This window comes from Streptomyces sp. NPDC058373, from assembly GCF_042723275.1.
Taxonomy (GTDB): domain Bacteria; phylum Actinomycetota; class Actinomycetes; order Streptomycetales; family Streptomycetaceae; genus Streptomyces.
Map to the genome: position 1 here is coordinate 1 of NZ_JBHXJE010000054.1, position 13287 is coordinate 13287.

The window sequence follows — 13287 nt, forward strand, 5'->3', positions numbered from 1 at the left end:
GCCGTCGCGCCGCGCACCCGCGACCCGGACGCCGGCCGCCCCGACGCCCCCCCCTGCGCCGCGGTCACCCCGCCCCCCCCTGCCGGCCGCGCCCCCCGGCGACGTCCCGCAGCCGCGGCCGGAGCCGCCGCCGGCGCGGCCCGCCCCGGCGGCGCCGCGACCGGTCCCGCCGCCCGTACGGCCCGTACCGCCGCCGGTGCGCCCGGCGCCCGCGCCGCGGCCGGTCGTGCCGGCCTGAGGGGCGGCCGTGCCGGTGCCGCGGCCCGTGGAGGCCGCGGCCGAGCGGGGACCGCCGGAGCGGCCTCGCCGGGGGCGGCCGCCGGACTTGGCCTTGGGCGGGGTGGGCTGCTGCGGGATCTCGACGGTGACGGGCACGCCGGAGGGCTCGCGGGCGCCGGTGAGGCGGGCCAGCTCCTCGTCGCTGGACTTGACCCGGGCGGTCTGCGGAGTGATGCGGGCCGCCGACATGAGGCGGGTCATCTCGCGCTTCTCCTCGGGGAGGACGAGCGTGACGACGCTGCCGGACTCCCCCGCGCGGGCGGTGCGGCCGCCGCGGTGCAGGTAGTCCTTGTGGTCGGTGGGCGGGTCGACGTTGACGACCAGGTCGAGGTCGTCCACGTGGATGCCGCGGGCCGCGACGTTGGTCGCCACCAACGCGGTGACCTGGCCGTTCTTGAACTGCTCCAGGGTGCGGTTGCGCTGCGGCTGGGAGCGGCCGCCGTGCAGCGCGGAGGCGCGTACACCGTTGGCGAGGAGCCGCTTGGCGAACCGGTCGGCGGAGCGCTTGGTGTCGACGAACAGGATGACGCGGCCGTCGCGGGCGGCGATGCGCAGCGCCACGGCCTTCTTGTCGGTGTCGTCGGCGACGTAGAGCAGGTGGTGCTCCATGGTGGTGACGGCGCCCGCCGAGGGGTCGACGGAGTGCACGACCGGGTCGGAGAGGTAGCCGCGCACCAGGCGGTCGATGTTGCGGTCCAGGGTGGCGGAGAAGAGCATCCGCTGGCCGTCGGGGGCGGTCCGGTCCAGGAGCGCGGTGACCTGCGGCATGAAGCCCATGTCGGTCATCTGGTCGGCCTCGTCCAGGACGCTGACGGTGACCTGGTCGAGGCGGCAGTCGCCGCGGTCCAGGAGGTCCTTCAGGCGGCCGGGCGTGGCGACGACGACCTCGGTGCCCCGGCGCAGGGCGTTGGCCTGCTTGTTGAGGGAGAGCCCGCCGACGACGGTGGCCATGCGCAGGCCGAGGGCCTTGGCGTACGGCGCGAGGGCGTCGGTGACCTGCTGGGCCAGCTCGCGGGTGGGCACGAGAACCAGGGCGAGCGGCGCCCCGGCCTCGGCGCGGCGCCCGGCGGTGCGGGCGAGCAGGGCCAGGCCGAAGGCGAGGGTCTTGCCGGAGCCGGTGCGGCCCCGGCCGAGGATGTCGCGTCCGGCGAGGGAGTTGGGGAGCGTCGCGGCCTGGATGGGGAACGGCTCGGCCATGCCCTCGGCGGCCAGCGCGGCCAGCAGCGGCTGCGGCAGGTCGAGCTCGGCGAAGGCGGCCACGGCGGGCAGCGCCGGGGTGCGCGTCTCGGGGAGCGCGAAGTCGCCGCCCTGCGGGGCGGCGGGGGTGCGGGAGGTGGTGGGGCGCCCGGTCCGTCGGCCCCCTCGGGAGCGTCCGGGGCGGCTGCCGCCGGAGTCCTGGCCGGGTCGCTGGGCGGCGCGGGCCTGACGGTTTCCCTGGGCCGCGCGGTTCCCCGCTGCCTGGCGGTCGGGGCGTTCGGATCGAGTCATGGGGCGGTCTCTGCCTTCCTGGGGACAGCACAAACCGGGGCCCGCACCGAGCGTGGTGCGGGCCCCGGTCAGGAGGTACGCGTCGGGGCTGGAATCAGCCGGCGACGATGTTCTCCGCCTGCAGGCCCTTCTGGCCCTGCGTGACGTCGAAGGTGACCTTCTGGCCTTCCAGGAGCTCACGGAAGCCCCGGCCGGCGATGTTGGAGTAGTGGGCGAAGACGTCGGGGCCGCCGCCGTCCTGCTCGATGAAGCCGAAGCCCTTCTCGGCGTTGAACCACTTCACGGTTCCGGTGGCCATATGCACTCCCTGGGGTGTTGAGGGGCCGGTGTTCCTTCCGCGGGTCCGCGGGAAGAAGTGTCACAAAAGAGCCCCACACCGGAGAGCCGGCAAGGCCGGAGGGCCGGGAAACAATAATGCGCCTGAGCGAGTTCTCGTCAGGCGCACATAAAGATCATGGGTACCACAACTGCAACGTCTCCCAGCCTAACACGGTCGCCCCCGCCCGCGGGGTGCGCCACGCACCGCTCCGACGTGCGGCGGAGCGCCCCTGGGAGGGCGCCCCCGGCCCCCTCCGGACGCGCGTACCGGATCGGTCAAGATCGCCGGGGGCGGTCGGTGGGGCGGGTGGAGGTCCGTACGCTTGGGCGAATGAAGCGTGTTGGTTGTGTGGTGCTCGCTCTCGCCCCGTTGGCGACGGCGGCGGTCTTCCTCCTCAGCCCGGACCCCGACGCGGGCCGGCCCCCCGGCGAGTCGGGCTCCTCGGCGTCGGCCGCCGCGCGCGGTGAGGGCGGCGCGAAGGGCGCCGACGACGGCGACCCCGACCAGGCCGACCGGGAGACGGAGGAGCGGATCGCCCGGATGCCGGCCGGTCTGGCGGCGCCGGGGAAGAAGGAGATGGCGCTCCAGCTGGTGGCGAGCGCCGACAACTCGACGCTCAAGTGGCGCACCCTCTACGGCTACATCGAGGACCTGGAGGACGGGCGGGGCTACACCGCGGGCATCGCCGGTTTCTGCACCGGCACCCACGACCTGCTGGGCCTGGTCGAGCGGTACACGAAGGACCACCCGGACAACGGCCTGGCCCGCTACCTGCCCGCGCTGCGCGAGGTGGACGGCTCCGACTCCCACGAGGGGCTCGACCCGGGATTCACCGAGGCGTGGCAGGCGGAGGCGGAGGTCCCGGCGTTCCGGAAGGCGCAGGAGCGGGAGCGGGACGAGCGGTACTTCGAACCGGCGGTACGGATGGCGAAGATCGACGGCCTGGGCACGCTGGGACAGTTCATCTACTACGACGCGATGCTGCTGCACGGCCCCGGCAAGGGCGCCGACAGTTTCTACGGCATCCGCGCGGCGGCCCTGGAGAAGGCGGAGACCAAGGCGGCGGGCGGTGACGAGCGGGCGTACCTGGACGCGTTCCTCGACGCGCGGCGCGCGGTGATCCGCGAGGGCAAGCGCTTCCAGCGGGACACCTCCCGCATCGACTCCGCCCAGCGGGTCTTCCTGCGGAACGGCAACCTGGCCCTGTCGACGCCGCTGACCTGGGAGATCTACGGGGAGAGCTTCCGCGTCGAGGGGTGAGCCCCACCCGCCCGCACCCGGGAAAGGCCGCGGCGCCCGCTGGTGTCCGGTCGGGGACGGGCGGGCGCCGCGTTCAGATCCGTACGCCTTTGTACGGAACAGCTGGGGCACTCCCTGAGGTGTGCCTGGTGGAGGCTATCCGGCCCGCGCCGCCGGGGTGGCGGCGGGGGCCGGTCCGCTCAGACGGTCAGGGAGCGGTCGGTCGGGCGGATGGGGGCGTGCAGGGTGCTGGCGCCGGTGAGGAAGCGGTCCACGCCGCGGGCGGCGGAGCGGCCCTCGGCGATGGCCCAGACGATGAGCGACTGGCCGCGTCCGGCGTCACCGGCGACGAAGACGCCGGGCACGTTGGTCTCGTACCGCTCGTCGCGGGCGACGTTGCCGCGGGCGTCGAGCTCCAGGCCGAACTGGGAGACGAGGCCGTTGTCCTGGTCGGTGCCGGTGAAGCCCATGGCGAGGGTGACCAGCTGGGCCGGGATCTTCCGCTCGGTGCCGGGCTTCTGCTCCAGCTTGCCGTCCTTGAACTCGACCTCGGTGAGGTGGAGCCACTGGACGTTGCCGTCCTCGTCGCCCTCGAAGTGGGTGGTGGAGACGGAGTAGACCCGCTCGCCGCCCTCCTCGTGGGCGGAGGTGACCTTGTAGAGCATGGGGAAGGTCGGCCAGGGCTGGCCGGCGTTCCGCTCCTCGCCGGGGCGGGGCATGATCTCCAGCTGGGTGACGGAGGCGGCGCCCTGGCGGTGGGCGGTGCCCACGCAGTCGGCGCCGGTGTCGCCGCCGCCGATGACGACGACGTGCTTGCCCTCGGCGGTGATCGGCGGGGTGACGAAGTCGCCCTCCTGCACCTTGTTGGAGAGCGGCAGGTACTCCATCGCCTGGTGGATGCCGTTCAGCTCACGGCCGGGGACGGGCAGGTCGCGGGCGGTGGTGGCGCCGGCGGCGATGACCACGGCGTCGTAGCGGCGGCGCAGGGCGTCGGCGGGCATGTCGCGGCCGATCTCCACGCCGGTGCGGAACTTGGTGCCCTCCGCGCGCATCTGCTCTATGCGGCGGTTGATGTGCCGCTTCTCCATCTTGAACTCGGGGATGCCGTACCGCAGGAGGCCGCCGATGCGGTCGGCGCGCTCGTAGACGGCGACGGTGTGCCCGGCGCGGGTGAGCTGCTGGGCGGCGGCGAGTCCGGCCGGGCCCGAGCCGATCACGGCCACGGTCTTGCCGGAGAGCCGCTCGGGGGCCTGGGGGGCGACGTTGCCGGTCTCCCAGGCCTTGTCGATGATCGAGACTTCGACGTTCTTGATGGTGACGGGCGGCTGGTTGATGCCGAGCACGCACGCCGACTCGCAGGGGGCGGGGCAGAGGCGGCCGGTGAACTCCGGGAAGTTGTTGGTCGCGTGCAGCCGCTCACTGGCGGCCTGCCAGTCCTCGCGGTAGGCGTAGTCGTTCCACTCGGGGATGAGGTTTCCGAGCGGGCAGCCGTTGTGGCAGAAGGGGATGCCGCAGTCCATGCACCGGGACGCCTGCTTGGAGATGATCGGCAGCAGGGAGCCGGGGACGTAGACCTCGTTCCAGTCGCGGACCCGCTCCTCGACGGGGCGGGACTGCGCGACCTCGCGGCCGGTGGTGAGAAAGCCCTTCGGGTCAGCCATGGGTCGCCGCCTCCATCATCTTCTCGGTGGTCTCGGTCTCGGTCAGACCGGCCAGCTCGGCGGCGTCCTTGGCGGCGAGCACTGCCTTGTACGTGGTCGGGATGATCTTGCTGAAGCGGGTCCGGGCGGTGTCCCACTCGGCGAGGAGCTTCTCGGCGACGGTGGAGCCGGTCTCCTCCTGGTGGCGGCGCACCACGTCGTGCAGCCACCGGAGGTCGGTGTCGTCGAGCGCCTCGACGGCCGCGGCGTTGCCCGCGTTGACCCGGTCGGTGTCGAGGTCGATGACGTAGGCGACGCCGCCGGACATGCCGGCCGCGAAGTTGCGGCCGGTCTCGCCGAGGACCACGGCGTGACCGCCGGTCATGTACTCGCAGCCGTGGTCGCCGACGCCCTCGGAGACGACGGTGGCGCCGGAGTTGCGGACGCAGAAGCGTTCGCCGGTCCGGCCGCGCAGGAAGATCTCGCCGCCGGTGGCGCCGTAGCCGATGGTGTTGCCCGCGATGGTCGAGTACTCGGCCAGGTGGTCGGCGGCGCGGTCGGGGCGGACCACGAGGCGGCCGCCGGAGAGGCCCTTGCCGACGTAGTCGTTGGCGTCGCCCTCCAGGCGCAGGGTGACGCCGCGCGGGACGAAGGCGCCGAAGGACTGGCCGGCGGAGCCGGTGAAGGTGATGTCGATGGTGTCGTCGGGCAGGCCCGCGCCGCCGAACTTCTTCGTCACCTCGTGGCCCAGCATCGTGCCGACGGTGCGGTTGATGTTGCGGATGGCGACCCTTGCGCGGACCGGCTGGGCGTCCTCGGGGGTGTGCGCGGCCAGGGCGTCGGCGGCGAGCTTGATCAGCTCGTTGTCGAGGGCCTTCTCCAGGCCGTGGTCCTGGGTGGTGATCTGGTGGCGGACGGCGCCGTCGGGCAGGTCGGGGACGTGGAAGAGCGGTTCCAGGTCGAGGCCCTCGGCCTTCCAGTGGGCGACGGCCCGCTCGGTGTCGAGGAGTTCGGCGTGGCCGACGGCCTCCTCGATGGAGCGGAAGCCCAGCTCGGCGAGGAGTTCGCGGACCTCTTCGGCGATGAACTCGAAGAAGTTGACGATGAACTCGGCCTTGCCGGAGAACCGTTCGCGCAGCACCGGGTTCTGGGTGGCGATGCCGACCGGGCAGGTGTCGAGGTGGCAGACGCGCATCATGACGCAGCCGGAGACGACGAGCGGCGCGGTGGCGAAGCCGAACTCCTCGGCGCCGAGGAGGGCGGCGACGATCACGTCGCGGCCGGTCTTGAGCTGGCCGTCGGTCTGCACGACGATGCGGTCGCGCAGGCCGTTGAGGAGGAGCGTCTGCTGGGTCTCGGCGAGCCCGAGCTCCCAGGGGCCGCCCGCGTGCTTGAGGGAGGTCAGCGGGGAGGCGCCGGTGCCGCCGTCGTGGCCGGAGACCAGGACGACGTCGGCGTGGGCCTTGGAGACACCGGCGGCGACGGTGCCGACGCCGACCTCGGAGACCAGCTTCACGTGGATGCGGGCCTGCGGGTTGGCGTTCTTCAGGTCGTGGATGAGCTGGGCGAGGTCCTCGATGGAGTAGATGTCGTGGTGCGGGGGCGGCGAGATGAGGCCGACGCCGGGCGTGGAGTGCCGGGTCTTGGCGACCCACGGGTAGACCTTGTGGCCGGGGAGCTGGCCGCCTTCGCCGGGCTTGGCGCCCTGGGCCATCTTGATCTGGATGTCGTCGGCGTTGACCAGGTACTCGCTGGTGACGCCGAAGCGGCCGGAGGCGACCTGCTTGATGGCGGAGCGCCGGGCCGGGTCGTAGAGCCGCTCGGCGTCCTCGCCGCCCTCACCGGTGTTGGACTTGCCGCCCAGCTGGTTCATGGCGATGGCGAGGGTCTCGTGCGCCTCCTGGGAGATGGAGCCGTACGACATGGCGCCGGTGGAGAACCGCTTGACGATCTCGGAGACCGGCTCGACCTCCTCGACGGGGATCGAGGGGCGGCCGCCGGTGATGCCGAAGAGGCCGCGGAGCGTCATGAGCCGCTCGGACTGCTCGTTCACCCGCTCCGTGTACTGCTTGAAGATGTCGTAGCGCCGGTTGCGGGTGGCGTGCTGGAGGCGGAAGACGGTGTCCGGGTCGAAGAGGTGCGGTTCGCCCTCGCGGCGCCACTGGTACTCGCCGCCGATCTCCAGCGCGCGGTGGGCGCGGGCGACGCCGGAGGCGGGGTACGCCTTGGCGTGGCGGGCGGCGACCTCGCGGGCGACGACGTCGATGCCGACGCCGCCGATCTTGGATGTGGTGCCGGAGAAGTAGGTGCGGACGAAGTCGTCCTTCAGGCCGACCGCTTCGAAGACCTGGGCGCCGCGGTAGGAGGCGACGGTGGAGATGCCCATCTTCGACATGACCTTCAGCACGCCCTTGCCGAGGGCGTGGATGAGGTTGCGGATGGCGGTCTCGGACTCGATGCCGGGCAGGAAGGTTCCGGCGCGGACGAGGTCCTCGACGGACTCCATGGCGAGGTAGGGGTTGACCGCGGCGGCGCCGTAGCCGATGAGCAGGGCGACGTGGTGGACCTCGCGGACGTCCCCCGCCTCGACGAGCAGCCCGACCTGGGTGCGCTGCTTGGTGCCGATGAGGTGGTGGTGGATGGCGGAGGTGAGCAGCAGTGAGGGGATCGGCGCGTGCTCGGCGTCGGAGTGCCGGTCGGAGAGGACGATCAGACGGGCGCCGGCCTCTATGGCGGCGTCGGCCTCGGCGCGGATCTCCTCGATGCGCTCGGCGAGGGCCTCGCCGCCGCCGGAGACGCGGTAGAGCCCGGAGAGGGTGACGGCCTTCATGCCGGGCATGTCGCCGTCGGCGTTGATGTGGACGAGCTTGGCCAGCTCGTCGTTGTCGATGACCGGGAAGGGCAGGGTGACGGCGCGGCAGGAGGCCGCGGTCGGCTCCAGGAGGTTGCCCTGCGGGCCGAGCGTCGAGTACAGCGAGGTGACGAGCTCTTCGCGGATGGCGTCCAGCGGCGGGTTGGTGACCTGCGCGAACAGCTGGGTGAAGTAGTCGAAGAGGAGCCGCGGGCGCTTGGAGAGCGCGGCGATGGGCGTGTCGGTGCCCATCGAGCCGATCGGCTCGGCGCCGGCCTTGGCCATCGGGGCGAGGATGACGCGCAGCTCTTCCTCGGTGTAGCCGAAGGTCTGCTGGCGGCGGGTGACCGAGGCGTGGGTGTGGACGATGTGCTCGCGCTCGGGCAGGTCGTGCAGCTCGATGGTGCCGGTCTCGACCCACTCCTGGTAGGGCTGCTCGGTGGCGAGCGTGCCCTTGATCTCGTCGTCCTCGATGATGCGGTGCTCGGCGGTGTCGACGAGGAACATGCGGCCCGGCTGGAGGCGGCCCTTGCGGACGACCTTGGCGGGGTCGATGTCGAGGACGCCGACCTCGGAGCCGAGGACGACGAGGCCGTCGTCGGTGACCCAGTAGCGGCCAGGGCGCAGGCCGTTGCGGTCGAGGACCGCGCCGACCTGGGTGCCGTCGGTGAAGGTGACGCAGGCCGGGCCGTCCCAGGGCTCCATCATGGCCGCGTGGTACTGGTAGAACGCCCGCCGGGAGGCGTCCATGGAGGCGTGGTTCTCCCAGGCCTCCGGGATCATCATCAGCACGCTGTGCGGCAGCGAGCGGCCACCGAGGTGGAGCAGCTCCAGGACCTCGTCGAAGGAGGCGGAGTCGGAGGCGTCCGGGGTGCAGACCGGGAAGACGCGGGAGAGCTCCTTCTCGCTGCCGCCGAAGAGGTCGGAGACGAGCTGGGACTCGCGGGCGCGCATCCAGTTGCGGTTGCCCTTGACCGTGTTGATCTCGCCGTTGTGGGCGACGAAGCGGTACGGGTGGGCGAGCGGCCAGCTCGGGAAGGTGTTGGTGGAGAAGCGGGAGTGGACCAGGGCGATCGCGCTGGCGAAGCGGCGATCGGAGAGGTCGGGGAAGAACGGCTCCAGCTGGCCGGTGGTGAGCATGCCCTTGTAGACGATGGTCCGCGAGGACAGGGAGGGGAAGTAGACGCCGGCCTCGCGCTCGGCGCGCTTGCGCAGCACGAAGGCGAGCCGGTCCAGGGCGATGCCGGTGGTGTCCTCGGCGGTGACGAAGAGCTGCCGGAAGGCGGGCATCGTGGCGCGGGCGGTGGCGCCGAGCAGGGCGGGGGCGACGGGGACCTCGCGCCAGCCGAGGACGGTGAGGCCCTCCTCGGCGGCGAGGGTGTCGATACGGGCGGCGGCCTCGTCGGTGCCCTCCTCGGGGAGGAAGGCGATGCCGACGGCGTAGGCGCCGGCCTCGGGGAGGCCGAATCCGGCGGTCTCGCGGAGGAAGGCGTCGGGAACCTGGGTGAGGATGCCGGCGCCGTCGCCGGAGTCGGGCTCGGAGCCGGTGGCGCCGCGGTGTTCCAGGTTCCGCAGAACGGTGAGTGCCTGGTCGACCAGCGTGTGGTGCGGCTCGCCCGTGAGGGTGGCCACGAAGCCGACGCCGCAGGCGTCGTGCTCGTTGCGCGGGTCGTAGAGGCCCTGCTGGGCAGGGCGAGCGTCCATGTGGGACCAGGCGGACTCGGTGGTGGCCGAGTTCACGGAAGCCTGGGACGGCTGGCGCGGCGTACGCATCGGCTCTCCCGTCGTCGTCAGTGGCATATGCAAGGTGCCGAGGGACGACGTTGGCCCTCTGCGAAATTTCCAGCAAGTTACATGATGGAGCGCATCTCGGTAAACGGATAACACGTTCCAGCATGCGGACACCGGGGTGCGGGTGTCGTGGGAGGGACCTTCGCGGCGTTGGGACGGCCTCGGTCCGGACGCGATGGGCTTCGTTGCCCGCGGCGCGTACGGCTCATGCCCCGTCGTCAAACGATTGAAACCGCCGAGTAACGAAACTTTATGCGAGCCCTCGTATAGCCATCACCCTAGGCTCGCCCCGAAGAGGCTGCCAAGGAGGTATGTCACACCGGCGGCGGCAGCACCGAGAGCCAACTGGCGCACTCCGCTGAACCACCAGCTGCGCGCCGTCACCCGGGCCACCAGCGCCCCGCAGCCGAAGAGCCCGGCCAGCGCCACCACCACCGAGGGCCACAGCGCGTGGGTGCCGAGCAGGAAGGGCAGCACCGGCAGCAGCGCGCCGAGTGCGAACGCCCCGAACGACGAGACGGCGGCCACCGTCGGCGAGGGCAGGTCCCCCGGGTCGACGCCCAGCTCCTCGCGGGCGTGGATCTGCAGGGCCTGCTCCGGGTCGGCCGACAGCTGCCGCGCCACCTCGCGGGCGAGCTCCGGCTCGACCCCGCGCGAGACGTACAGCTCGGCCAGTTCCGCCTCCTCGTCGCGAGGGTGCCTGCGCAGCTCGCGGCGCTCCACGGCGACCTCCGCCTGGACCAGCTCCCGCTGGGAGGCGACCGAGGTGTACTCCCCCGCGGCCATCGAGAACGCGCCCGCGGCCAGCCCCGCGAGGCCGGTCAGCACGATCGTCTGCTGCGCCACCGAGCCGCCGGCCACGCCGGTGATCAGCGCGAGGTTGGAGACCAGGCCGTCCATCGCGCCGAACACCGCGGGACGCAGCCAGCCGCCGTTGACGTCGCGGTGGGTGTGGTTGTCGCGGTGCGCCCCGTGGAGCGCCGCCTCGTCGTCGATGAACGCCACGGCCGTGAGCCCCTCTCTCGTCGGCCGGGCACCGCCTGCGCGGCCCGGCCCCCACGTGTGCGAAAGTACGCCCGAAATCCGGCGCCTGCCAGCAAGGAAGGCCGTACTTACCTGCGGTTTCGCACCCTCGGCGAGCCGGCGGTCACCGGCCGTACGCACCCCCGGGAGGGTGTCGAAGGAGTGACAAAACGCCCCCTGGCGCTCCACCGGTGCCGCCCGCGTGGCACACATCGCCTGACAGGCCACGAAGCCCGCGATCCCCGCCGGCCGGGTCCCCCGGTCCGCGCGGCCCGTCCGAGAGAGGCCCGCGATGGCGCCGACCCGCCCGACCCTCCCGCCACCCGCCGCCCTGCGCGAACGCGGCCGGGGCGCCCTGCTCGGCCTCGCCGTCGGCGACGCGCTCGGCGCCCCCGCCGAGAACCTCAAGCCCTCCGAGATCCGCCGCCGCTGGGGCCGCGTCACCGGCTACGTCGCCGAGCACCCGGCCGGGACCGACGACACCGAGTACGCGATCTTCTCCGGGCTGCTCCTCGCCCGGTACGGGTCGGCGCTGACCACGGCCCGCGTCGAGGCGGCCTGGCACCGGTGGATCGCCGACCTGGACGAGGGGCCGTTCCGGGGCGCCGGGTTCAGCGAGCGCGGCACCCTGGAGAACCTGCGGCGCGGCCTGACCGCCCCGATCACCGCCCAGCACCGGCACGCCTGGAGCGACGGACTGGCGATGCGCGCGGCCCCCTTCGGCGTCTTCGCGGCGGGCCGCCCCGAGGAGGCGGCCCGGCTGGTCGCCGTCGACGGCACCGTCAGCCACGACGGCGAGGGCATCTACGGCGGGCAGGCCGTCGCGGCCGGGGTCGCCGCGGCGATGGGCGGGGCGGGCACCGACGCCGTGGTGGCCGCCGCCCTCGCGGTCGTCCCCGCCGACTCCTGGACCGCCCGGTCGCTCCGGCGGGCGGTGGCCGCGGCCGACCGGGGCGAGCGGGCGGTCCGCTCGGCCGTCGTCGTCGGCGGCTACCCGTGGACCGACCTCGCCCCCGAGGCGGTCGGCCTCGCCTTCGGGGCGCTCGCCGCCGCCCGCGGGGTCTTCCCGGCCGCCGTGCTGACCGCCGTCAACATGGGCCGCGACGCCGACACCACCGCCGCCGTCGCGGGCGCGCTGGCCGGGGCGATGGGCGGGGCGGCGGCGGTGCCAGCCGAGTGGGCCACCCGGATCGGGCCGGTGCGCGGCTCCTGCCTGCCGTCCATGGCGGGCCTGCACGTCCTGGACGTCGCCGACCTGCTCACCCCCGACCCGGAGGAATCCGTCCGCCACTCCCCCGTCGGCCGCTGCGCCGATCTGCCCGACGACGTCCTCACCCCGGCCGGGCGCGCCGACCGGGCCCTGCGGCGGCTCGGCGCGAACGGACCACCGGCACGGGCCGGGACCCGCCCGACGGCGGGCGCCTCCGCCCCCGCAGGCCGCGACCCGGCCGGAGCCCGCCCGTGAGCCCGCTGGAGGGGCCCGCCGCCGGGACCGGCGAGGCCGGGGCGACGGCCACCGGCCCCCTGCCGCCCCCGCTCCACACCGCCCCGGACCTGGCCGCCCGCGCCGAGGCAATGCTGCTGGGCCTCGCGGCCGGGGACGCGGCCGGCTGGCCCGCGGCCCGGCACCGGGCGGCCCGGATGCCGCGGTGGACCCGGCGGCTCACCCGGGAGCTGGACACCTTCGCCGAGGAGAACGCCACCACCACCCTGCCGGTGCCGATCGCCCTCAACCAACCGCCCGAGCCGCTGCGGCTCGGTCCCTCCGACGACGCCGAGTGGGCCGCCTTCACCGCGCTCAACCTGCTCGCCGGGGCCGGGGTGCCCGGCGGGGTGCGGGCCGCCGTCGACGCCGCCTGGCGCCGTCTCGCCGACGAGGTGGCCGAGGCGTCCGCCGACGCCCCCGAGGTCGAGTCGGCGGTGCTGCCGCTGCGGGCCCGCATCTCGGTCCGCGCGGGACTGGGCAACCTCGCGGCGGGGCTCGGCCCGCCCGCCACCGGCCACGACAACCCGCACTACTTCGACGACGCCGCCTGCGTACGCGCCTGCGTGCTGGCGCTGGCCCGGCCGGGTGATCCCGCGGCCGCCGCCGACCTCGCCGAGTTCGACGCCCGCTACACCCAGGACGGCGACGGCGTGCACGGGGCGCGGGCGATGGCGGCGGCGCTGGCGGGCGCCCTCGCCGGAGCCGGACCCGGGGAGTGCGCCCGCCTCGCCCTCGCCCAGCTGCCCGCCGCCACCGAGATCGGCCGCAACGCCCGGCAGGCGCTGCGGCTCGCCGAAGGGGCGCGGGAGTCCGGCGGCGCGTTCGGCCTGGTGCCGCTGCTGGAACACCGCATCGTCGACCACGTCTACAGCTACGGCATCGCCGCGGCCGAGACGGTGCCGGTGGCGCTCGCGCTGGCGGTGGCGGCCGAGGGGTCCCCGGCGGGCGCGGTCCCGGCGGCGGCCTGCCTCTCCCGGGTGGCCGACTCGGCCCCGGCACTGACCGGCGCGCTGACCGGGGCGCTGGCCGGCCCGGCCGCCGTACCGGAGAGCTGGCGGCAGGCGTGCCGGACGCTGTCGGGGTGCGCGCTGCCGTGGCTGGCCGGTACGGATCTGGTGGAACTCGCCGGGCGGCTCGTACCACGGGACGGGGACACCCCGGGGGGATGATT

General features: G+C 73.9%; 8 protein-coding genes. 3 read left to right on the plus strand and 5 right to left on the minus strand.

What is annotated here, in order from left to right:
- Together ACFWMZ_RS24490 and ACFWMZ_RS24495 are read right to left on the minus strand one after the other, a co-directional pair.
- A partial coding sequence (locus ACFWMZ_RS24490; RefSeq protein WP_383204109.1) for a DEAD/DEAH box helicase occupies window positions 1-1767 on the minus strand: 1767 nt, incomplete at its 3' end.
- 94 nt (window positions 1768-1861) lie between these two features.
- A complete protein-coding gene (locus ACFWMZ_RS24495) occupies window positions 1862-2065 on the minus strand; it encodes a cold-shock protein (RefSeq protein ID WP_003947520.1) in 204 nt (67 codons plus the stop codon).
- A gap of 351 nt (window positions 2066-2416) precedes the next feature.
- Here ACFWMZ_RS24495 and ACFWMZ_RS24500 point away from each other — a divergent pair, with 351 nt between their 5' ends.
- Window positions 2417-3346 carry a chitosanase gene (locus ACFWMZ_RS24500; RefSeq protein WP_383177251.1) on the plus strand — a complete coding sequence of 310 codons (930 nt, stop codon included), beginning with the start codon at window positions 2417-2419 and terminating at the stop codon, window positions 3344-3346.
- Window positions 3347-3525: 179 nt separating this feature from the next.
- Here the strand turns inward: ACFWMZ_RS24500 and ACFWMZ_RS24505 are convergent, their stop codons facing one another.
- The 3 genes from ACFWMZ_RS24505 to ACFWMZ_RS24515 all read right to left on the minus strand — a co-directional run bounded on the left by ACFWMZ_RS24505 (window position 3526) and on the right by ACFWMZ_RS24515 (window position 10612).
- Window positions 3526-4986 (minus strand): glutamate synthase subunit beta, encoded by a 1461-nt coding sequence (locus ACFWMZ_RS24505; protein ID WP_383177254.1) that lies wholly within the window; start codon window positions 4984-4986, stop codon window positions 3526-3528.
- Entirely contained in the window at window positions 4979-9589 is a 4611-nt protein-coding gene (gene gltB, locus ACFWMZ_RS24510; protein WP_383177256.1) for a glutamate synthase large subunit, read from the minus strand. The genes ACFWMZ_RS24505 and gltB overlap by 8 nt, the downstream gene beginning before the upstream one ends.
- Before the next feature lie 291 nt (window positions 9590-9880).
- Window positions 9881-10612 carry a VIT1/CCC1 transporter family protein gene (locus ACFWMZ_RS24515; RefSeq protein WP_383177259.1) on the minus strand — a complete coding sequence of 244 codons (732 nt, stop codon included), beginning with the start codon at window positions 10610-10612 and terminating at the stop codon, window positions 9881-9883.
- Window positions 10613-10922: 310 nt separating this feature from the next.
- On the opposite strand from ACFWMZ_RS24515, the gene ACFWMZ_RS24520 reads away from it, so the two are divergent.
- Together ACFWMZ_RS24520 and ACFWMZ_RS24525 are read left to right on the plus strand one after the other, a co-directional pair.
- On the plus strand, window positions 10923-12095 hold the full coding sequence (locus ACFWMZ_RS24520) for an ADP-ribosylglycohydrolase family protein (protein ID WP_383177262.1): 1173 nt from the start codon (window positions 10923-10925) through the stop codon (window positions 12093-12095).
- Window positions 12092-13285 (plus strand): ADP-ribosylglycohydrolase family protein, encoded by a 1194-nt coding sequence (locus tag ACFWMZ_RS24525; protein WP_383177265.1) that lies wholly within the window; start codon window positions 12092-12094, stop codon window positions 13283-13285. Before ACFWMZ_RS24520 ends, ACFWMZ_RS24525 begins: the two co-directional genes overlap by 4 nt.
- The last annotated feature ends 2 nt before the right edge of the window (window positions 13286-13287 follow it).